The 21,516-nt window shown below is 69.6% G+C and carries 12 protein-coding genes; 8 read left to right on the forward strand and 4 right to left on the reverse strand.

Features of this window, described 5'->3' with window-relative positions; translation table 11 throughout:
• The first annotated feature begins 446 nt into the window (after positions 1-446).
• A complete protein-coding gene (locus SYV04_RS24290; protein WP_321548255.1) occupies positions 447-1,829 on the forward strand; it encodes a hypothetical protein in 1,383 nt (460 codons plus the stop codon).
• Between the two features lie 51 nt (positions 1,830-1,880).
• Here the strand turns inward: SYV04_RS24290 and SYV04_RS24295 are convergent, their stop codons facing one another.
• On the reverse strand, positions 1,881-2,837 hold the full coding sequence (locus SYV04_RS24295) for a serine/threonine protein kinase (RefSeq protein ID WP_321548256.1): 957 nt from the start codon (positions 2,835-2,837) through the stop codon (positions 1,881-1,883).
• Between the two features lie 121 nt (positions 2,838-2,958).
• Between SYV04_RS24295 and SYV04_RS24300 the strand changes: the two genes are divergently transcribed.
• From SYV04_RS24300 to SYV04_RS24330, 6 genes are all read left to right on the forward strand, one after another.
• Positions 2,959-4,257, forward strand: coding sequence for a hypothetical protein (locus SYV04_RS24300; RefSeq protein WP_321548257.1), 1,299 nt, complete (start codon positions 2,959-2,961; stop codon positions 4,255-4,257).
• 215 nt (positions 4,258-4,472) lie between these two features.
• On the forward strand, positions 4,473-5,654 hold the full coding sequence (locus SYV04_RS24305) for a phosphotransferase family protein (protein WP_321548258.1): 1,182 nt from the start codon (positions 4,473-4,475) through the stop codon (positions 5,652-5,654).
• A gap of 194 nt (positions 5,655-5,848) precedes the next feature.
• Positions 5,849-10,933 (forward strand): non-ribosomal peptide synthetase, encoded by a 5,085-nt coding sequence (locus tag SYV04_RS24315; protein ID WP_321548259.1) that lies wholly within the window; start codon positions 5,849-5,851, stop codon positions 10,931-10,933.
• Entirely contained in the window at positions 10,930-13,995 is a 3,066-nt protein-coding gene (locus SYV04_RS24320) for a type I polyketide synthase (RefSeq protein ID WP_321548260.1), read from the forward strand. The genes SYV04_RS24315 and SYV04_RS24320 overlap by 4 nt, the downstream gene beginning before the upstream one ends.
• A 2-nt stretch (positions 13,996-13,997) precedes the next feature.
• A complete protein-coding gene (locus SYV04_RS24325) occupies positions 13,998-14,771 on the forward strand; it encodes a thioesterase II family protein (RefSeq protein WP_321548261.1) in 774 nt (257 codons plus the stop codon).
• Positions 14,768-16,510: an acyl-CoA dehydrogenase family protein gene (locus SYV04_RS24330; RefSeq protein ID WP_321548262.1), complete on the forward strand. Its 1,743-nt coding sequence runs from the start codon at positions 14,768-14,770 to the stop codon at positions 16,508-16,510. The genes SYV04_RS24325 and SYV04_RS24330 overlap by 4 nt, the downstream gene beginning before the upstream one ends.
• A 9-nt stretch (positions 16,511-16,519) precedes the next feature.
• On the opposite strand, the gene SYV04_RS24335 is transcribed toward SYV04_RS24330, so the two are convergent.
• On the reverse strand, positions 16,520-17,845 hold the full coding sequence (locus tag SYV04_RS24335) for a metal-dependent hydrolase family protein (protein ID WP_321548263.1): 1,326 nt from the start codon (positions 17,843-17,845) through the stop codon (positions 16,520-16,522).
• A gap of 147 nt (positions 17,846-17,992) precedes the next feature.
• Between SYV04_RS24335 and SYV04_RS24340 the strand changes: the two genes are divergently transcribed.
• Complete coding sequence (locus SYV04_RS24340; RefSeq protein WP_321548264.1) at positions 17,993-19,318, forward strand: phospholipase D-like domain-containing protein; 1,326 nt, start codon at positions 17,993-17,995, stop codon at positions 19,316-19,318.
• A gap of 54 nt (positions 19,319-19,372) precedes the next feature.
• On the opposite strand, the gene SYV04_RS24345 is transcribed toward SYV04_RS24340, so the two are convergent.
• A complete protein-coding gene (locus SYV04_RS24345) occupies positions 19,373-19,852 on the reverse strand; it encodes a hypothetical protein (RefSeq protein WP_321548265.1) in 480 nt (159 codons plus the stop codon).
• Complete coding sequence (locus tag SYV04_RS24350) at positions 19,839-21,467, reverse strand: glycosyltransferase family 4 protein (protein WP_321548266.1); 1,629 nt, start codon at positions 21,465-21,467, stop codon at positions 19,839-19,841. Before SYV04_RS24350 ends, SYV04_RS24345 begins: the two co-directional genes overlap by 14 nt.
• Between the last annotated feature and the right edge of the window lie 49 nt (positions 21,468-21,516).

Below are 21,516 nucleotides of genomic sequence, written 5' to 3' on the forward strand. Positions count from 1 at the left end.
ACCTCCCGCGGCCAACACGCCCAGCCCCGTGATGACGCATGCGAACAGGCTCCAACTGCGAGCATGTCTTCCAAGGCGCCGAGCCAGCGCGCGAGTGATTCGATTCATGCCACGTGCTCCTTGTACGCGAGGATCAGGAGTGGCGGGCAGACGTCAGAGAGGCCCGTGCTGGCCCCCCTGCTTCTTCGACGTACCCTCCACTGCAGGGAGCCGCGTGGAGATGGAGCTATGCAAAGATTTTCATTATTTTCGTGGGCTGCTCAGCCCCGACAAGGGCCCCTCCTTTCCCATGGCCACGAACGGCGCCCAGAAGTGCGGATGCGGATGCCTCTGGCGCAGCCTCCCGAATGGCCAGCGCACGCTTTGGATGCCGGGGGACGGGCCTCAGTGGGTATCGTGTGGGGCTCATGTTCCCGACACGCCGTCTTCTGTCCCGTGGACAGTGGTTGTTCGATCTCAGGCCCCAGCGGCTCATCGTCTTTCACGGAGCCGGGGGCGTGCGCCGGGAGGGACGAGGAGACGCTCCGGACCATCCGTCGGCGCCCTTGGTGCTCGCCGCGCTCGACGAGGCAAAGGACGTCTGGGTGGGAGGCGGGGATCGGCGTGTCTTCTCCGTGGGGGCCGGCGCGAGCGCTCCCGTCCAGGCCTTTCCGAGGGAGTGCTTCGATCTCACCACCGATGGGGACCGGCTCATCGGGGCGTTGGTGGACGACGCCCTCAAGCTGACCACCCTTTTCGCGACCGATGGGTCCGGGCAGCGGTGGGAGCCCATGACCTTGCCCAAGCCCGTGCGAGCCACGCACGGGCACGGGTATTCCGAGGGGCTCCCCCTCCCTCCGTCCCCCGATGGGGGGTTCCTCGACACGAGCCCCTTTGGCATCACCGTCCTGGAGAAGGGCCGAGGCCGCGTCTACGTGCTCCGCCCGGGGGCGGCTCAGCCGGAGGGAGCGCTCCAGGTGGAGCCGGGTAATGAGCAGGACACCTGGCGGGCCCAGGCCACTCCCCACGGCGTGCTCCTCCTGCTCATCATCAACTACCGGCAGACGGCGCTCGTCCACTTCTCGCTCGACGGCACTCTGCTTGGCGCCATCGACGGGAGCCAAGAGGATGAGGATGAACCGCTCTGGGGCGGCACCGGGGTGTGCGTCCTCGACGCGGCCCGGGCGCTCCTCTTCTTGCAGGACAAGACCCTCCTGGTGTCCCTGCCCGGACTCCAGGTGCTCGAGACGCTCGTGGGGGAGTGGACCACCTCCGTGTCCGTGACGCCCGCGGGGCCTGACCGGTGGTGGGTGGGCGCCGAGGACAGTGACGCGATCTTCCTGCTCACCGCCGAGCCCGGACACCCCTTGCGCCTCCGCGCCGAGAAGCGTCCGGTGAGCCCGGGCGCGCCGCTCATGCACATGGGCTACAAGACGCCCGCAATCAACTGGACCGAGTACACCTCGGCGCCGCTGACCGTGTCCGCGCCCGTGTCCGAGACGTGGCGGGCGGTGGTGCGCAATGACGGGACCGCGTGTGATTCCGTGCGGGTGCGGGTGTCCGGGGCGCTCGTCGGCGCTCGCGTGGTGGACGTGAGCGTGCGGTATCGCGGCCAGCCGCTCCCGATGGTGAGTGAGAACCGCGTGAACGTCGTGGGGGAGACCGCCGGACTGGAGGCAGGGGCCAGCGCGGAGCTGGAGGTGACCTTCAAGCCCCGGAGTGAGGGCTCGGGACCGCTGACCATCACCGTCGAGCCGCGCTCCTGGCGGTACCTAGGCGACGGGGAGCCTCGCTTCCTCGCTGTGGAGGGCCATCCGGCATTCGCCCAGTTCCCGCTCACGGTGGATTAGCGCGAACCGCGCCCCCTGCGCGTCCTCCCGGGTCCTTCTCGGGCGGAGTGTTCATCTTCCCGGGGCGATGACGGTCGGGTCGTCGCTCGCGGTGACTTGCTGGATGAGCTGGGCCACCTGCTGCGGGGTTACCGGCTCACCCTCCGAGAGGATGAACGCCTCCAGGTCGGCCTGGAACGCGTGGCAGTCCGGGTAGCGCTGGTCCCGATCCTTGGCGAGCGCCCGGACGAGGATGGCGCGCAGGGCGCCGGGTAGGTCCGGCCGGTGCCGCTCGGCGGGAACCATGGGCTCGGAGAGGATGACCTGCGCCAAGCTCCAGGCGGACTTGGACTCGAAGGGCCTGCGCGCGGTGAGCAGCTCGTAGAGCACCACCCCGAGCGAGTATACGTCCGCCCGCCGGTCCAATCCCTCCCGGGACCTCAGCTCGTCGAACGACGAATACGCGAACTCGCCCTCGGTGGGAGTATAGGCGTAGCAGGAGCGGGGGGCCCGGGACCGGATTCTGTCGGTGCCGAAGTCCACGACCTTGGCCATCCCCTGGCGCGACAGGAGGATGTTGTCCGGCCTGATGCAGCCGTGGATGAGCCTCAGCGGCTGGTTCGTCCTGGGATCGGTGAGGTCGTGGGCGAAGGCGAGCCCTTCGCAGGCCTGCGAGATGATGCGCGCGCACAGTGTCGCCGGCAGGGTCATCCTCTGGGCCGCCGCGTGCCTGATCAACCTGCTCAGGCTGGGCCCATCGATGTACTCCCTGGCGAGGAAGTACGTGCCGTCCGCCTCACCGAAGTCGAAGACCTGTGCAATGTGCGGGTGCGTGAGCTGGGCGGCGCTCCTCACCTCGTCGAGGAACATCTCCACGAACTCCGAGTTCTCGGCCATGTCCGGCCGGAGGCACTCGAGCACCAGCGTCTTCTCGAAGCCCCGCGGGTCGGCGCCCTTGGCCAGATAGTCCTCGACGATGCCTCCGGCGAGCTGGCGGATGAGCTGGTATTTGCCGACGTGGGATGTCACGAGACGTATGAATAGCAGGCACCGACAGTGTTGTCGTCTTGCGCCCGGGTCGAAGGGCGTCCGCCTTGCGCCCTGGCGAGCGCCCCGCCTAGCTTTCGCCGACACCAGACCGGGATCCTTCATGCGCGCCGTGCTCGCCGCCGCCCTGCTGTTCCTCTCCGCCTGCGCCACGACGCCAGCGGGCCCCGCCGCTCCTGCGGCCCTGGACGTGGCCGCCCGCGACTACGTTTCGCTGATCCTGGAGCTGGGTGAACGCGAGCCGGGCTATGTGGACGCCTACTATGGTCCGCCCGAATGGGCCGCCGCGGCCAAGGCGAACCCCCGCACGGTCGAGCAACTTCAAGCGGGTGCGGTCGACCTGATTGAGCGCCTTCAGGCGGTCCCAACCGCCGGGCTCGATGCAGACCAGCAGGCGCGCCGCCGGTTCCTGATCGCCCACAGCTCCGCAGCGGCAGCGCGGCTGCGCATGATCCAGGGCGAAAAGGTCGCCTTCGCCGACGAAGCGGAGGCCTTGTTCGACATCCGCCCCGTTCTCAAGCCGCTGACCGCCTATGACCCTGTCTTGGCCGAGCTCGAGGCCCTGTTACCGGGCTCCGGCCCGCTGTCCGAGCGCGCGGACGCCTTCCTGAAGCGCTACGAGGTTCCGGAGTCGCGGCAGGACGCCGTGATGCGGGCCGCCATCGCGGAGTGCCGCCGCCGCACCGTGGCGCACATCCAGCTCCCGGCGAACGAGCGCTTCGATCTGGCCTTTGTGAAGGGCAAGTCCTGGAGCGGGTACAACTACTACAAAGGTGACGCCAAGAGCCTGATCGAGATCAACACCGAGCTGCCGGTGCGGATCGACCGGGCCGTCGATCTGGGCTGCCACGAGGGCTACCCCGGCCACCACGTCTACAACGCCTTGCTGGAGAAGACTTTCGTCATGGATCGGGGCTGGATGGAGCTGAGCGTTTATCCGCTCTACAGCCCGATGTCTTTCATCGCCGAGGGCTCAGCCAACTATGGGATCGAGCTCGCCTTTCCTGGAGACGAGGCGCTTGGGTTCGAGCAGCAGACGCTGTATCCCTTGGCGGGCCTGGACCCCGCCACCGCGCCGGCCCTCCGGCGCTATCTGGGGCTGACCGCCCGGCTCGACGGCGTGGAGAACACCATCGCCGCAGACTTCCTGGGCGGACGCATCTCCGAAGATGAAGCGGTCCGGCAGCTGCAGAAGTACACCCTCGCCAGCCGCGTCCGGGCCGAGCAGCGGGTCCGCTTCGTCCGGACCTACCGAAGCTACGTGATCAACTACAATCTCGGGCGTCAGGCTGTTCGGGATTGGGTGGCGCGGCAGGGTCCTAACCGCTGGGACGCCATGGAGCGGCTGCTGTCCTCCCAGATGCTCCCGTCCGACCTGGTCCACCCGTCCGGCGGGCGGTGACGCTCCTCAGTCCTCCAGGATGAGGCTGGCGCATAGCTCATAGGAAGAATGGAGGAGCTGTTGAGGGGTAGCGGCGCGGTTGCAGATCGGGTCGAGAGGATCGTCGGCACCGCATCCTGTAACCAGACACGCACTGATCACGATCGACGCGACCTCACGCCACTGACGCCGAGCCCTGGAGACCGTGTCCGACGGTCGCTTATGCTCGCGGCATCATGGAGCCACGCCTCGATCTCGCCGCGATGATTGGGCGCATCGCGTACCACGTCGTCAAGGAGAAGCTGACCAACCCGCGGCCGACGAGCCTGCGCGAGGTGCCGCCGTCGCCGAGGCACCTCACGAACGAATGGCTAACGCTGGCGCTGTGCGACGGCACACCGGGCGCCGAGGTCATGGGCTACGAGGTCTCCGGGCGTGATGAAGGCACCTCCTCGCGGGCACGGCTCAGGGTGCGGTACAACGAAGCCGGCCGGGACGCCGGGCTTCCGACGGCGCTGTTCACGAAGTCCGGGGCGACCTTCAAGACGCGCCTGGTCTCGGCGGCCGCGGGGCTGAGCAAGATAGAGTCGCAGTTCTATGCGTTGGTGCGCCCGACGCTCGCGATCGAGGCTCCGCCCACGCGCTACTCGGCCTACGATCCGGTCACCAACCGCCAGCTCTTGCTCATGGACGACGTGACCGTCACCGTCGGCGCGACGTTCGGCGACGTCCTTAGCCGCGACCTCACGTACGATCAGGCCGAGAAGGTCGTCGACACGCTCGCGGCCCTGCACGCGAAGTTCTGGGGCGCGCCGCTCCAGCGGATGTACGGGAGCTGGCTGTGGAACTCGTACGAGTTCCAGGCCACGCTGAACGTCTACATCGGGGCCGTCGCTCGCATCGCGTCGGGCTTCGAGCGCGGTCGTGACGTGATCCCCGCACGGCTCCACGCGCGCCGCAGCGAGCTGGCCGATGCGATGATGCGTTCATTGAAGATCAACATCAGCGGTCCGCAGACGATGCTGCACTCCGACACGCACCCTGGCAATTGGTACGTCACCAAGGCGGGGGCCATGGGGCTCTGCGACTGGCAGTGCGTGGCCCAGGGCGGCTGGGCGCGCGACATCGCCTATGCGCTCGCGACCAACCTCCCGCCGGAGAATCGCCGCGCGTGGGAGCGCGACCTCATCGCCCGCCACGGTGAGCGGCTCGCGGAGGCGGGCATCAGGCCGCCGAGCGCGGATGAGGCGTTCCTCGCCTATCGCCAGGCGATGACGCACCCGACGATGATGTGGCTCTCCGTCCTCGGGCGACACGCGAGCCAGCCGGTGTTTCAGCTCCACGAGGTCACCGTCGAGCTCGTGCGCCGCGTCTGCACGGCGGCGGACGACCTCGACACGCTCGACGCGATCCCGTGACCGCACCTCACGCCGCAGCCGCGCCAACTCCTCCTTCTCATCCGAGCTTACGCCCTCCTTGCGCTTTGGGGCTGCCCGGCCACCCCGGCGCTGCCAGTTCCGGATGCTCTGCTCGGTACAGCCGAACTCTTCGGGGGGCAGGGGGGCTTGGGCTTCCTGGCGGCTGCTGCTAAAGCATCCGGATTGGAGGACTCTTGCCGCCCCCCCTCGTCCACCAGCTCGTCGAGCGACGAGCGACCGAACTTCCCTCCCATGTCGCGGTGAGCCATTCAGGTGAGGCGCTCACCTATGCCGCGCTGAACGAGCAGGCGAACCGATTGGCGCATGCGCTGCTCGCGCGAGGTGCAGGGCCGGATTCCATCATCGGGATCTGCCTTCCGCGTAGCGTTGAGCTCGTGGTGTCCGTCCTGGGCGTGCTCAAGGCGGGAGCGGCCTGGCTCCCGTTGGAGCCGTCCACCCCGCCCGAGCGCCTGCGACACATGGTGGCTTCCGCGGGAGTGCGATGGGTCATCGGCACGGGACCCGCCGTAGAGCGGCTCGCATCGCAAGGCACCCAGGTGCTCTCTCTCCCGGGCCTGGAGCTCGCGTCGTTTCCGGCCGTGAACCCGGGCATCCGCGTCCTGCCCGAGCACCTCGCCTACGTCATCTACACCTCGGGCTCCACGGGGCTGCCCAAGGGGGTGATGATCAGCCACCGCGCCCTGTCCGCCTTCACGGCGTACCACTGCGGCACGTTCGCGCTGTCGCCGACGGATCGCGCGGGGGTGATTGCCTCGCTGGGCTTCGACGCCGTGGTCATGTCCATCCTGCCCTCGCTGGCCGCGGGCGTTCGCCTGGAGCTGCCGGTGGACGAGGAGACCCGCCTGTCGCCCCAGAAGTTGCAGGAGTGGCTGCTGGCCCAGGGCATCACCTTCGTCTTCCTGCCTACTCCGCTCGCTGAGCGCATGCTCCCGCTTGCCTGGCCCGAGGCCTGTGCCCTGCGCCTCATGCTCACCGGGGGAGACCGGCTGCACATGCGCCCCAGGCCCGGGCTGCCCTTCCAGCTCGTGAATGGCTATGGCCCCGCCGAATGCACCATCTACTGCACCTCGGACGTCGTCCCGCCCGGCGGTGAGTCGCGCGAGGAGCGCCTGCCGTCCATCGGTCGTCCCATCGATGGAGCGGAGATTCTCCTGCTCGACCCGGAGCTGCGGCCCGTGGGGGCAGGGGAGACGGGGGAGATCTTCATCGGAGGCTCGGGCCTGGCTCGCGGGTACGTGGGCGCGCCGGAACTCACCGCCGAGCGCTTCATCCCGAATCCGTTTTCCCGCGCTGGCGGGGAGCGGCTGTATCGCACGGGGGACCTCGGCCGGTGGTTGCCGGATGGCTCGCTCGAGTTCCATGGTCGCTCGGACCGGCAGGTGAAGGTCCGCGGCATTCGCATCGAGCCCGCGGAGATCACCGCCGCGCTGCTGACCCATCCGCACGTGGGAGCCGCGCACGTCATGGCGCGGAGCACCGGTACCCCGGAGGCAGGGCGGGACGTCTCCTTCGTGGCGTGGTTCGCGCCCAAGGACGCGCGCGCCGTCCCCGGCACGGCGCAGCTTCGCGAGCACCTCCGGGCCTGGCTTCCCGAGGCCATGATTCCGCGGACATTCGTCGTGGTGGATGCGCTTCCGCTCGGCCCCACCGGCAAGGTGGACCCCCAGGCGCTCCCCGTTCCGGCCGCCCACGCGTCCCGGAGCAGTGAGTACGTCGCGCCCCGCACGGAGCTGGAGCGCGGCCTCGCGCGGGTGTGGCAGGAAGTCCTGCGCCTGGAGCAGGTGGGCATCCAGGACGACTTCTTCGCGCTGGGTGGCCACTCCCTGCTCGCCACGCAGATCACCGCCCGGGTCGAGGACTCGCTGCGCATCCCCCTGTCTCTGAGGGAGCTCTTCGCTCACCCGCGCATTGCCCAGCTCGCGGAGGTGCTGGAGGCGCGGCGTGCTGCTCCCGCGAAGGCCCTGCTGCCTCCCGTGGTTCGTGCCGCCAGCCAGCGGGCACCGCTCTCCGTGCAGCAAGAGCAGGTCTGGTTCCTCCAGAAGCTGTCCCCCGACAGCATCTCCTACCAGGCGCAGACGACCCTCCGCGTGCTGGGCGGGCTGGACCTGGCGGTTCTCGAGCGCGCCTTGACGGAGATTACCCGGCGCCACGAGCTGCTGCGGACCACATATGAGGAGGTCGACGGCCGGCCGTGGCAGCGCGTTCTGCCCGTGACGCCGGTGCATGTTCCCCTGCTCGACCTGAGTGTGCTGCCCGCGGACGAAAGGGAGCGCCAGCGGGAGGCGGCCATCCGCCAGGAGCTGCGGCGGCCCATCTCCCTCTTCGAGCCTCCGCTGGCCCGATGGAGCGCCATTCGTCTGGCTCCGGACGAGCACGAGCTCGTGCTCGTTGAGCACCACGTCGTCCACGACGGTGCGTCCTTCTCCGTGCTGATGTGGGAGCTGGACGCGCTCTACAACGCCTACCTGCGGGGAGAAGAATCGCCGCTGCCGGAGCTGCTCGTGCAGTACCGCGACTTCGCCGCCTGGCAGCGCGAGGTGCTCGACTCCCCGGCCATGAAGGCTCAGCTCGCGTTCTGGCGCGAGCGGCTGGCTGGCGCGCCCGAGGTGCTGCCGCTGCGCACCGACCACCCGCGACCCCGTGTGCAGACCTTCAACGGGGACCTCCTCCGGTTGGAGCTGCCGCCCGCGCTGCCTGGCGCCCTGCGCACCTTCTGCCAGCAGGAGGGTGTCACCCTCTTCAACGTCCTCTTCGCCGCCTTCGCCACGTTGCTTCACCGATACACCGGGGAGCGGGACTTGTGCATCGGCTCGGCCTTCGCCGCCAGAGCCGGTGTCCGGAACATCGAGAACCTCATCGGCATGTTCGTCAATGCCGTCGTCCTGCGGTGTGACGTCTCTGGCGCTCCGCCGTTCCGGGACCTGGTCCGCCAGGTGCGTGACCTCACGGCGGCGGCGGCGGAGAACCAGACGTATCCCTTCCTCAAGCTGATCGAGGCCCTGGGCGTGAAGCGCGACCCCAGCCGAAACCCGCTCGTTCAGGCCATGTTCAGCTTTCACGACTCGGCTGTGCCCAGTCCTCAACTGGGCGGCGCCGCCTGCACCATCTTCGAGCGTGGCAACGGCTCCTCGAAGGTGGACCTGGACGTCGTCGCCATTCCGCATGCCGGCCGATACCTGGGAGACCCGACGCGCGGCGATGCGCGCATCTCGCTCATCTGGGAGTACAACCGGGACCTCTTCGACCGCGCGACGATGGAGCGGATGTCCACCCACTTCATGCGGCTGCTCGAGTCCGCGGTGGCCAGCCCCGGCACCCCGGTGTCGCGGCTGCCGATGCTCGTCGATGCGGAGCGCCACGCCCTCCTGGTGGAGCGAAACGGCCCCGTCGCGTCTGGCTCCGAGCCCTCAGTGCATCACCAGGTACTGGCGCAGGCTCTGCGGACTCCCGGCGCGGTGGCCGTGCGAGACGAGGTGGGGAGCCTCACCTACGCGGAGTTGGTCCGGCGCGCGACGCTGCTGGCCGAGCATCTCCGTCGGCAGGGCGCGGGCGAGGACTCGGTCGTTGGCGTCTGCACGCCTCGCGGCGCCGACCTGGTGACGGCCGAGCTGGGGGTGATGTTGGCCGGTGCCGCCTTTTTGCCCCTGGATCCTGAGCACCCCGCGGATCGGCTCGCGCTCATCCTCGCCGATGCCGGCGTTCGCCAGGTGGTCACCACCCGAGCGCTCTCCGAGCGGCTTCCTGCCTCGCTGGAGCGGGTGTGCGTCGAGGACTTCCGTGCCCCCGGCACACCGCGCGCTGACCTTCCTACCGGCGTGCGGCCCGGCCAGCTGGCCTATGTCATGTACACCTCTGGGTCCACGGGCCGACCCAAGGGGGTGATGGTGGAGCACCGCTCGCTGGCCCACCTCGTTGGGTGGCACCGGCGCGCCTTCGGCCTGGACGCCGACAGCCGCACCACGCTCCTTTACTCGCCCGCCTTCGATCCCTCCGCAGCGGAGATCTGGCCGGCGCTGGTGGCCGGCGCCACGCTGCACGTCCCCGTACAGGACGTGCGGCTGTCCCCAGAGCGGCTCCAGGCCTGGCTCCTGTCCGAGCGCATCACCTTCACGGACCTGCCCACGGCGCTCGCTGAGCGTCTGCTGGCCCTGCCATGGCCCGCTTCGTGCGAGCTGCGCACGGTGCTTGCGGGCGGAGACCGGCTCCACGCACGTCCGGCGCCTGGACTGCCTTGGCGGCTGTTCAACCAATACGGCCCCACCGAGACCACCGTGACGGCCACCTCCGGCGAGGTTCTCCCCGCCGAGAGGGATGAGGCACTGCCCGCCATCGGTCAGCCCATCGACGGGGCCACGGCGTACGTTCTGGATGCCGAGCTGCAACTGGTGCCCCCAGGCGTCGCGGGAGAGCTGTACATCGGCGGCGCCGGAGTGGCGCGGGGCTACCTGAACCGCCCGGAGCTCACCGCCGGGTCCTTCATCCCCGACCCGTTCTCCTCGAGCCCTGGCGCGCGCCTGTACCGCACGGGAGATCGGGTCGCCGTGCGGCCGGAAGGTGCGCTCGAGTTCCTGGGCCGCATGGACGCGCAGGTCAAGATTCGCGGCTTTCGGGTTGAGCCAGCGGAGATCTCCGCGCTGCTGCGCACGTATCCAGGACTCGCAGAGGCCCACGTCCGCGCCTGGAGTCCCCCAGGTGGTGAGCCGCGGCTGGTCGGCTATCTCGTCCCCCTGGCGGGCCAGGCCATGCCTCCGCCGGCGCGGCTGCGCGAGCACCTCGCCCGCGAGCTGCCGGCCTACATGATTCCCTCTGCTTACGTGGAGCTGAGGGCTCTGCCGCTCACCCATAGCGGCAAGGTGGACGAGCGAGCGCTGCCCGAGCCCGCTCCCGTGGCGCAAGCGCCCCAGGTCCCGCTCGCGAACGAGCTGGAGCGCCAGATCGCTGGCTTCTGGTGCGAGACGCTCCGCCTGGAGCGGGTGGGCGCGGAGGACAACTTCTTCGATCTCGGCGGACACTCCCTGCTGCTTGCGCAAGTGCAGCACCTGCTGAAGAGCCGCCTGGGCCACGACCTGCCCATGGTGAAGTTGTTCGAGTTCCCCACGGTCCGGGCACTCGCCGGGTATCTCCAGGGCCAGGATGATGGCGGCGAGGCGGCCGCCGCGCAGGAGCAGCGACAGGAGCAGCGACGGAGCGGGCGCGCGCGCTTGCTGAACCGCCGGGGAAGGCTGGCGACGGATAGCAGCTCGGAGGAATCGGAATGAGTGCCTCGCAGGAGCTGGAGGAAGAGGACCGCTCCGCGCACATCGCGGTGGTGGGCCTGGCGTGCCGGCTCCCCGGTGCCGCCAACGCCGAGGAGTTCTGGGCCAACCTGGCTGGCGGCGTCGAGTCCATCACCTTCTTCGGCCCGGACGGGCGCCCCTGCCAGCAGCCAGCAGGGGAGAGCGCTTCGGGCCAGGAGGTGCCCGCCTTCGGCATGGTGGCGGACGCCGACATGTTCGACGCGGCGGCCTTCAGCTGTTCGCCCCTGGAAGCCCTCATGCTGGACCCGCAGCACCGGGTGTTCCTGGAGTGCGCGCGCGAGGCACTGGAGGACGCCGGGTATGACCCCGCACGCTACCGTGGCGCCATCGGCGTCTACGCTGGGGGCAGCGAAACCTCCTATCTGTCCGCGCTCCGCGCCCGGAGGGATCTGCTCGCGGGTGCCAGCGACTGGCAGCTTCGGCTGGCCACGGGCGTGGACTTCCTCACCAGTCGGGTGGCCTACAAGCTCGGGCTGCGGGGGCCCGCCGTCACCGTGCAGACGGCCTGCTCCACGTCCCTGGTCGCCATCCACGTGGCCGCTCAGGCGCTGCTCGCCGGGGACTGCGACATCGCCCTGGCCGGAGGCGCGTCGATGCATGTGCCGCCACGCTTCGGCCACTACAGCGAAGGCGGGCCGCTGTCTCCGGACGGCCGCTGCCGTGCTTTCGACTCGCGCGCGCAGGGCACCGTGGGCAGCAATGGCGCCGCGCTCGTGGTGCTCAAGCGGCTCTCGGATGCCCTGGAGGATGGGGACACCATCCGCGCCGTGCTCCGGGGCTCCGCCATCAACAACGACGCCGCTGGGAAGATTGGCTTCACCGCGCCGAGCGTGGAGGGCCAGGCCCACGTCATCGAGACCGCCCAGCGCGCCGCCGGCGTGGAGCCCGAGGGCATCACCTATATCGAGGCCCATGGCACCGGTACGCGGCTGGGAGACCCCATCGAGCTCGCCGCGCTGACGAAGGCGTTCGGCACCTCCCAGCGGCACTTCTGCTGGATTGGCTCGGTGAAGACGAACATCGGCCACACGGACGCGGCGGCGGGCGTGGCTGGCTTCATCAAGACCGTCCTCGCGCTGGAGCACCGGAAGCTGCCGCCCAGCCTGAACTTCGAGAAGCCCAACCCGGAGATCGACTTCGAGCACAGCCCCTTCCGTGTGAATACGGAGCTGCGGGACTGGGACACTGGCGGCCTGCAACGACGGGCCGGCGTCAGCTCGCTGGGCATCGGCGGCACCAATGCTCACGCCGTGCTGGAGGAGGCGCCCGAGCCGCCCGCTCCGGAGCGCTCAAGCACTCCGCAACTGTTGGTGCTGTCAGCCCATGGCCCCGCCGCGCTGGCCCGGGCCGTGGACCGGCTTGGCGGCCATCTGCGCAAGCACCCGGAAGTCCCTCTTGGCGACGTCGCCTGGACGCTTCAGGTGGGACGCTCCGCGCACGCGCACCGTTGGTTCGCCGTGGGCCGGGATACCTCCGAGGTCCTCCGCGCGCTGGCGGAACAGGAGGCCTCCCCAGGCGGCGCGCGTCTGGAGCCGGGAGAACGCCCGGTGGTGTTCATGTTCTCCGGTCACGGTGGCCAACACGTGGGCATGGGCCGCGAGCTGTATGCCACGCAGCCGGCCTTCCGCGAGGCCGTGGATGAGTGCCGCGCGCACCTGACACCTCTCGTGGGGTTCGACCTTCGGACGGTGCTCCATCCCGAGCCTTCGGATGCCGACGCGCTCGAACAGGCCTCCGCTCGGATGGGAGAGCTCGTCATCGGCCAGCTCTCCGTCTTCGTCATCGAGTACGCGGTGGCGCGGCTGTGGAAGCGCTGGGGCGTGAAGCCCGCAGCCGTGGTGGGGCACAGCCTGGGTGCCTATGCCGCCGCCACGGTGGCTGGCGTGTTCTCCCTGCCGGATGCCCTGCGCCTGGTCCTGGAGCGCGCGCGCATCATCGCGAGTCTGCCCGAGGGCGCCATGTTGGCCGTGCCGCTGCCCGAGGCCGAGCTGGCGCCCCTGCTCCAGGCTGGGATCTCCCTGGCGGCCGTGAACGGACCCGCGCAATGCACGCTGGCCGGTACGGTGGCGGACATTGAAGCCTTTCAGGCCCGGCTGACGGCGCGCGGCGTGGAGTCGCGCATCCTGCGCATCCCGCGCGCTGGGCACTCGCACCTCGTAGAGCCGGTCCTGGCCGCGTTCACCGCCTGCGTCCAGCGCGTCGAGCGTCGTCCTCCCCAGCTCCCGTGGATCTCCGACCTCACCGGCGCCGCCGTCTCGGCGGAGCAGGCCGTGGACCCTGCATACTGGGTCGCGCACCTGCGCCACACGGTCCGCTTTGGCGATGCGCTGAGCACGCTGCTCGCCGGCCCGGCCAGCATCTTCCTGGAGGTGGGGCCTGGACGGACCCTGGCGACACTGGCGCGCCAGCACCCCGCCGCGGGTACGCACCTCTCGGTGGCCACCCTCCCGCACCCCGCGGACAACACATCCGATCTGGTCAGCGCGCTCACCGCGGCCGGGCGCCTGTGGTCCGTGGGAGTTCCGCTCTCCTGGCAGGGATTGCACGCAGGCGCGCGGCGTCGGCGGGTGCCTCTGCCGACCTATCCCTTCGAGCGCCAGCGCTACCTGGTCGAGGCGCCGGACATGCCCGCTCCCGTTTCGGCGCAGGCAGGCGAGGGGACTCTGCTCGGCGTGCCTCGGAACGAGCCGGCTTTCGTGGCTCCTGCCGCCGAGCAGGAGTTGCCCGGGAGCGAAGATCTGATGGTGCGCCGCATCGCCACCGCCTTCGCCGAGGTTCTGGGGTTGCCCCGGGTGGGGCTCCACGACAACTTCTTCGAGCTGGGGGGCGACTCGCTGATGGCGTCGCAGCTCATCGCGCGGCTGCGCCCGCATCTCTCCGCTCCCCTGCGGGTGAAGAACATCTTCCGCGCCCCCACCGTGGCCCGGCTGGCCCGCTTCATCGAGGAGGCGTCGGCCGGCGCCAGTCCGCCCTCGGGGCCGGACGAGCCCGCGTCACCCCCCGTGCGTCCCTCCACGAGCTGACGATGACCCTGTCTTCTCCCTGGCTTGCCTGCCGCTTGCGGCGCCCAGACGCCTCCGTGCGCCTCTTCTGCTTCCCCCACAGCGGAGGCTCCGTGGGCGAGTACGTCCGCTGGGCGGACTCGCTCCCGAGCGTCGAGGTGTGGGGCGTGCAGCTTCCCGGCCGTGGCGCGCGGGTGGAGGAGGCGCCGCTCACCCAGGTGCGCGAGCTGGTGGACACCCTGGTGCGCGCGGTGGATTTCGGCACCTCCTTCGCGTTCTTCGGGCACAGCCTGGGGGCACTCGTGGCCTTCGAGACGGCCCGGCGTCTGCGTGACCTGGGCCGGGCGCCGCCGGGCTGGCTGTTCCTCTCCGCGGCCCCCGCTCCGCAGGTCCCTCGGCGGGGCATTCTCACGAGCCACCTGGACGACGATGGGCTGCTCACCGCGCTCGAGCCCATCTACGGCGAGCTGGCCCTGGAGCTCCGGGAAGATGCCGAGCTGCGCGAGCTCATCCTGCCGGGTTTGCGCGCGGACCTGGCGCTCGTGGAGTCCTACCGGCACGAGGCCGGAGCGCCCCTGGACTGCACCATGGTCGTCACGGGCGGCGCGCAGGACGACCTGACCCGCGAGGAGCTGGAGCCGTGGCGAGTCCATACCACCGGGCCCTTCGAGCTCCACTTGCTGCCCGGCGGCCACTTCTACCTGCGGGAGCAGAAGGACACGCTCCTGCGCCTCCTGGGCGAGGCCCTGCGCCAGGGCCCCCCTCGCACCGTTTCCCGAAAGGATCCGCAGCCATGAGCATGCCTCTGCACCCCGCCACCCGCAGCCGCGAGGGCTTCCTGGGCCAGCTCTTCGCGGGGAAGCTCCGCTGGGACCTCGTCCGCGCGTTCCCCGAACAGGATCCGGAGGAGCGGCGGCAGGGGGATGTCGTCATCGCCGAGGTCGAGCAGTTCCTGAGAGAGCACGTGAACCCGGACGAGGTAGAGCGCACGGGGCGGATCTCCCCGGAGCTGCGGGAGGCCCTGCGCGCGCGGGGCTACTACAAGCTCCAGGCAGCGCGGGAGTTGGGGGGCCGAGGGCTCTCCATGATGAACACCTTCCGCGTCATCGAAGTCGTGATGAGCTGGAGCCTCCCGGTCGGTTACACGCTGGCCATCCACAGTGGCCTGGGCGCGGGCGCCATCATCGAGGCGGTCCAGTCCGGTCCGCTCCGGGACTATGTCCGCGCCCGGATGGCCGAGGGGGCCATCTCCGGCTGGGCCGACACCGAGCCCGCCGGGGCCTCCGTGCGGCGCGCGTCCACCACCGCCGTGCCCACGGAAGATGGGACGGCCTATGTCCTGAACGGCGAGAAGGTCTACATCGGCAACGGGTCCATCGCGGATCTGCTGAACGTCACCGCCACGCTCTGCGAAGGCGGCAAGGAGCAGATCAGCCTCTTCTTCGTGGAGACGACGAGCCCCGGCTTTCGAGTGCGGGCCGAGCACGGGCTGATGGGCCTGCGCGGGCTGCCCATCGCCGCGCTGAGCTTCGACAACGTGCGGGTGCCGAAGGAGCGGATGCTGGCGATGTCGCAGGAGCACTGGCGGAACACGCCGCTGCTGGAGCCCCTCAGCGCCCTGGGCCGCATGTACATCATCGTGGGAGCGTCCCTGGCGCTCTCCAAGAAGTGCCTCCAGTGGTCGCGTGAGTACCTCCACCGGCGCCTGGCCCAGGGGCGCGCGCTCGGCGACTTCGATGAGATCCAGCGGCTGGTCTCCACCACCGCGTCCGAGGTCTTCGCCATGGAGAGCGTGTCCCGGTGGAACCTCACGGGCGTGACGGCGGACAACCTGCCCGTGCGCTGGTTCGAGCACGTGGCGGCCAAGAACATCGCCTCGCTGGCGTGCGCGCGCGTCGTGGACCGGACCCTGTCGCTGCTCGCCGCCGAGGGCTACGAGACGTCAGAGAGCAAGGCGGCCCGGGGCATGGTTCCGGTTCCGCTGGAGCGCGCCCTGCGCGACGCCCGAGCCTTCCGCGTGGCGGGCGGCGTGGACTTCCTCGTGGACCACAAGGCCGCGCGGGAGGGGCTCTTCTCCCTCTACTACCCGGCGCCCGCGCATGCCGCGGAGCTCGAGGCTCCCCCCGCGCCCCTTCCCGTGGAGGAGCACCTGTCGGCCCGCAACCGCGAGCACCTCCAGAGCACGGCCCAGGAGGTCCACCGGCTCGCACGGAAGAGCCTGGAGCTGTCGCGCCGCTACCCGGACGCGGGCGTGCTCTACGCGCGTGAGCGGACGCTCATCCTGCTCAACCAGATCTGCAACGAGCTGTTCACCATGTCCGTCACGCTGGCCCACGCCTCGGCCCTGGCCGCGCGAGGCCAGCCGCACGCCGGCGAGCTGGCGGACATCTACTGCACCGCCGCGCGGTACCGCCTGGACGATCTCTGGCGGCAGACCGACGCCGAGACGGAGCCGGACTTCGCGGGGGTGAGCGCCCGCTGGCTGTCCGGAGGCGAGCTCGATTTCCTGCTGTGCGACGTGGTCACCCGGCCGTGAGGCCGGGGTTCAGCGCGAGGGAGCAGGGGAGGGCGGCACCGCGTCGTTGCGGTGAATGACGCCCTCCTTCATCACGAAGAAGACCTTCTGGGTGGCGCGGATGTCCTGGAGGGGATTGCCGGGCACGGCGACGACGTCCGCCAGCTTCCCCGGCTCCAGCGTCCCCAGCGTATCCGACACGCCGAGCAGCTCCGCCGCGTTCACCGTGGCGGTGCGCAGCGCCTCGGCGGGCGGCATGCCCGCTTCCACCAGCAGCGCGAACTCCTCCGCGTTGCGCCCATGGACGAACACGCCTGCGTCCGTGCCGAAGGCGATGCGCACCTTGAGGGCAATCGCCTTGCGCAGCACCTGCTCCCGCCGCTGGTTCACCGCGCGGAGCTTGAGGACGCTTTCCGGCGGCAGGTTGCCTTGCTCCGCCAGCTCCTTCACCCCGTAGAAGGCGAGGGTCGTGGGTACGTACCAGGTGCCCTTGCGCTTCATCAGCTCCAGGCCCTCGTCGTCCAGCAGGGTGCCGTGCTCGAGGGAGTCCGCGCCCGCGCGGATGGCGCGCTTGGCTCCCTCCGCGCCGTGGGCGTGCGCGGCCACCTTGCGCCGGTGCGCGTGGGCCTCGTCCACCACCGCGTCCAGCTCCGCCTGGGTGAGCTGCGGCGCATCGGCGTCCGCGTTGAAGCTCATGACGCCTCCCGTGGCGCACACCTTGATGAGGTCGGCGCCGTACTTGAGGGTCTCGCGCACGCGGGCGCGCAGCGCGTCCGGGCCATCCGCCACGCCGGGGCTCGCATCCCGGGCCAGCAGTCCCTTGCGCCACGAGTTGCCGTAGTCACAGTGCCCGCCCGTGGAACTCAGGCTGGACGCCGCCGCGAGGATGCGCGGCCCCACCACGGTGCCGCGCGCGATGGCGTTGCGCAGGCCCACGTCGATGAAGTCCTCCGCGCCCAGGACGCGCACCGTGGTGAAGCCCGCCATCAGCGTCTTGCGCGCGAAGGGCAGCGTGTCCAGCGTGAGTTCGGGGATCGTGCGCTGGAAGCCGTCGATGAGGTCCTTGCGCCAGTCGGGTCCGGGCTCCACGGTCAGGTGCGTGTGAGCATCCATGAAGCCCGGCAGCAACGTGGCATCGCCCAGCTCCACCACCTTCGCGCCCTCCGGCACGGGCGCCTTCGGTCCCACGCCCAGCACCTTTCCCTCGGCTACCACCACCACGCCCGGGGTGACGAGCTTCCCCGTCTTCGCGTCGAAGAGGCGCGCGGCCTTGAGGACGTGGACCGGCTGGGAAGGCTCGGCGGCGGCAGCGGACAGGGACAGCAGGAGAGGACCCAGGAGGAGGACGCGTCGCATGAGGCGCTCATTGTGGCAGAAGGCGGACGCCGAGAGTTTGACCCGTCTCGGAAAGGTGGCGAAGTAGCGAGTTCCTGCTCGATCTTCCTCGCTAGGGCTCCGATGGAATTCTATTTCTCGTGCGATGCCTGCCGTTCGACCTACACCATGCGTGTCAACGCGCCGGCCAGTTGCGGGCAGTTCGGTTGCGAGCCCAGAAAACACCGAAAGCTGAACCTCCTGCCCTACTACGATTCCACCACCCAGACGCGGCAGCTCGTGACGCTTCAAGAGTCGGGATTGCCGAACCTGCCCATGCTCCAGGGGTTGCCGTACGAGGTCCGCTTCCTCATCGCGCAGTGTCTGGACTTCCCAACGATGGCGAAGATGGCGGTCCTCTCCAAGGCGACGCTGAAGATCGTTCGGCCCATCCTCCAGGGGCTCGTCAACGCTTACGGCGTCAGCACCTACCAGGGCGCTCAGGCATTCTCCTCGGCGCTGACGACGTCATCCTACGGTGCAACCCAGTCGCTGATGGCCTTCGATCAGGTCGACTTCTCGCGATTGAGGGCGCTCGTGGGCACTCCACCGGGACTCACGGTGGCCTACGGCAGCGTGGGCAAGGGGGACAGTAGAGGCATGACGACCAAGGAGGTCGTGCCGGTCGGCGGCAAGATGCACAACAAGTTCGCCGTGTTCAGGATGCCCACCGGCAACTATGTGACCTTTACCGGCTCGCCCAACATCTCGAAGGGCGCGATGACGGGCTTGAACGTCGAGTCAGCCCTCGTCATCGACGGGCCTCAAGTCGGGTATTTGTTCAAGCAGTACCATGGCCTGCTGATGGGCAATCCCACGCAGGAAGCCCTCCGCGCCTTCGGCCAGGGAGTGAACGCACTCAACGCGAGCGGCGGTCCCGTGCGAATCGCGTTCGCGCCCTTTCAGAACGTCGCGGACTTCGTGGCGGCGGAGATCGCCGGAGCGGACAGCGTGCTCGTCCGCATGTTCCTCATCAGCCCGAAGTACAAGATCGCGAAGGCCGGCGATGGCAGCGATCCGAGCCAATATGACGAGCCCTTCCTCAACTCCCTCATCACACTGTCGAAGGCGGGGGCCTCGGTCTGCGTGGTGTTGGACCGCAACAACTATGACAACACCCAGAAGAAGACCGGTTTCGTGGGAGACGCGGCGAAATACGTCACCGCCTTTGCGCCCAAAGCAAAGTTCTATGTCGAGACCGGGTTCCAGATGACCAAGCGTGGCCCGATCGGCATCATGCACGACAAGCTCATCCTCGTGAGGAAGGGGACGCGCTACAAGGTGCTGCTCGGGAGCTCTGGAATGACGACGAACAACTATGACCAGAGCAATTACGAGAATATGATCGCGCTCGATGGGCAGGGCGCCTACGAGCACTTCCTGCAGTTGCACAATTCCGGGTGGCGGGAGGAGGCCGTGATCCCTGATAGCTTCTCGAAGAAGTGGAAGCTCTGATCGGGTGGAACGCAGGGCTCCTCTCGCGAAACGGTTTTGATGGTCGAGGCGGGTTCAGCGCTTCTTGGATCGCGCTGCCCGCGGTTGCTCGGGTGGAGGCTGGGCGTTCTCGAGCTTGGAAAGCCGCTCGCCAAGCTCCTTGCGCCAGGCGGCTTGGGTGCGCGCGTTCTCTCGCTGCTGCTCGTAGATGAGCGCCAGCGAGTCGAGGATGGCCTCGTTGAACTCCACCTGCTTGCGCATCATCTCGTTGATGAAGGGCTGGAACGCCTTGCGGAAGGCGCGCTTGGCCAGCACCAACGCTGGCCCCACCACGGGCCGGTGCGAGCTGGGAGGATCCGCGTAGCGCGTGTCCTTCTTCTGGCGCGGCGCCTCCAGGATGGGCGGCCACTCGGCCTCCGTGGGTGCCCGCTCGGTGCGCTCCAGGCTGGCCCGCAGGGCGTCGCGCGCCTCGGAGGAGGGGGAAGGCAACCGCTCCGTCGCCGCCGAGACCGTCTCCGCGAGGGCCGGATCACACAAGAGTTCATCCGCGCGCATGGGTTTCTCCTGAGCGACGAAGGGCCGCTACCAGACGGCGGCTGGCCTCTTCGACCGCTCCCGTCTCCAGAGGAATGAGCCTCGCTCCCAGCTCCCGAGCCTCCGCTGGCGCCGAGGCCTCATGCACCGCCCACGCGTGCTCGCGGACATGGGGCAGGGCATGGCGCGCCACCTCCGTTCCCGCGCCGAGGAACACCGTCGGGGCGGTGGAGTGCCGCACGGCCATCTCCAGGGACGAGGAGCCCGGCAGCGGCCAGGCCTCCGCCGCGTCGAGCGGCAGCGGCTGGTCGGGGCTGAAGTGCCAGACGGAGGTGTCTCCCTCCGACACCACGCGAGGACCCTTGGAGAGCAGGGGCGTGTTGGGGCTCAGCGTCAGCACGCGCGCCTGGGGGAGCTGCTCGGCCACCTTGCGCGCCAGCAGGGACATGGGCGCGTGCGGGTGGCTGAGGTACCCCGGACACACGAGGTTGAGCCCCGTGGCGTCGTTGGCCACGGGGTAGGGGACCGGCGTGCCCTCCAGCAGCGGCCGCAGGGCCTCGCGCACCCGCTCGGCCACCGCCTCCTGCCCCAGGGACTCCAGCCGCGTCCGCTGTCCGGCGAGCACCTTCTTCCGCAGCGAGGGCTCTCGCTCCAGCACCGCGAGCAGTTGGGCCACCGCCTCGGGCTCCCGCGTTCGCGTGGCCAGCCCCGCGCCGCCCATCGTCTCGGGCACCGCCGCCGCGCCGTACGCCACCACCGGCACCTCGCGCTCCATCGCCTCCAGCAGCGGCACCCCGAAGCCCTCGTGCCGACTCATCGAAAGGTACGCCGTCGCTACCGCGTAGCACGCCGACAACTGCGAGGCGCTCACCCGGCCCAGCAGGTGGATGCGCTCGGCGCCCAGCAGCTCCTTCACCCCGTGGAGGTACGTCCCATAGGGCGTCTCCCGGTTGAGGTAGCCCGCGATCAGCAGCCGGCTGCGCGGCTGGTAGAGCCGCTGGTAGGCCGCGAACACCCGCATCACATCGTCGATGCGCTTGCTCGGCACCGCGCGCCCCACGAAAAGGATGTTCACACACCCGTCGTCGAACTCCGCCTGGAACGTCGGATCCGGCGGCGCGTGGAACGCCTTCCAGTCCAGCGCGAAGGGCAGCACCGCCACACGCGGGAAGCCCGCCGCCGTCAGCTCCTCGGCGCTGAAGTGCGAGTAGGCGAACGCCGCCTCCACATGCGGCCGCAGCGCCAGCAGCTCCTCCCGGGCCGCCTGGCACGCCGCCGCCACCTTCCGGTCGAAGCCCTCGAAGAGCGGGGCCGGCGTCACGTTGTGGTACACGAGCACCTTGCGCCCCGGCCCTCGGGCGATCCGCGGCACCTGCCGGGACTCGAAGCTGTGGTGGATGAGGAGCACCGAGTCCTCGTCCGCCTCCTTGGGCCAATCCTCCGCGGGGCGCACCTGGGCGCGGCACTCCTCGTCCCACTGGTCGGCGTACACCTCCGAGGTGTAACCCCACCCTCGAAAGAGGGCCTGCAGGTAGCGCACCTGGTTGCCCACCGCGTCGCCCCAGGCGAGCCGGGGCAGCATCTGGTGGATGGCGCGGGCTGGCGACGGCCCGCTGGGACGCCTGCTTCTGCTCATCGAAACGCGTCTACCTCCGCATCGCCACGCGCACAAGGTTACCTTGACG

Origin of the sequence: Hyalangium ruber (assembly GCF_034259325.1) — a bacterium.
Lineage (GTDB): Bacteria > Myxococcota > Myxococcia > Myxococcales > Myxococcaceae > Hyalangium_A > Hyalangium_A rubrum.

Coding starts and splice junctions, on each gene's coding strand:
- SYV04_RS24345 (WP_321548265.1), bottom strand. CDS start 19,852: ATGCGCGCGGATGAACTCTTGTGTGATCCGGCCCTCGCGGAGACGGTC.
- SYV04_RS24300 (WP_321548257.1), top strand. CDS start 2,959: ATGCGCGCCGTGCTCGCCGCCGCCCTGCTGTTCCTCTCCGCCTGCGCC.
- SYV04_RS24325 (WP_321548261.1), top strand. CDS start 13,998: ATGACCCTGTCTTCTCCCTGGCTTGCCTGCCGCTTGCGGCGCCCAGAC.
- SYV04_RS24335 (WP_321548263.1), bottom strand. CDS start 17,845: ATGCGACGCGTCCTCCTCCTGGGTCCTCTCCTGCTGTCCCTGTCCGCT.
- SYV04_RS24330 (WP_321548262.1), top strand. CDS start 14,768: ATGAGCATGCCTCTGCACCCCGCCACCCGCAGCCGCGAGGGCTTCCTG.
- SYV04_RS24340 (WP_321548264.1), top strand. CDS start 17,993: ATGCGTGTCAACGCGCCGGCCAGTTGCGGGCAGTTCGGTTGCGAGCCC.
- SYV04_RS24305 (WP_321548258.1), top strand. CDS start 4,473: ATGGAGCCACGCCTCGATCTCGCCGCGATGATTGGGCGCATCGCGTAC.
- SYV04_RS24320 (WP_321548260.1), top strand. CDS start 10,930: ATGAGTGCCTCGCAGGAGCTGGAGGAAGAGGACCGCTCCGCGCACATC.
- SYV04_RS24350 (WP_321548266.1), bottom strand. CDS start 21,467: ATGAGCAGAAGCAGGCGTCCCAGCGGGCCGTCGCCAGCCCGCGCCATC.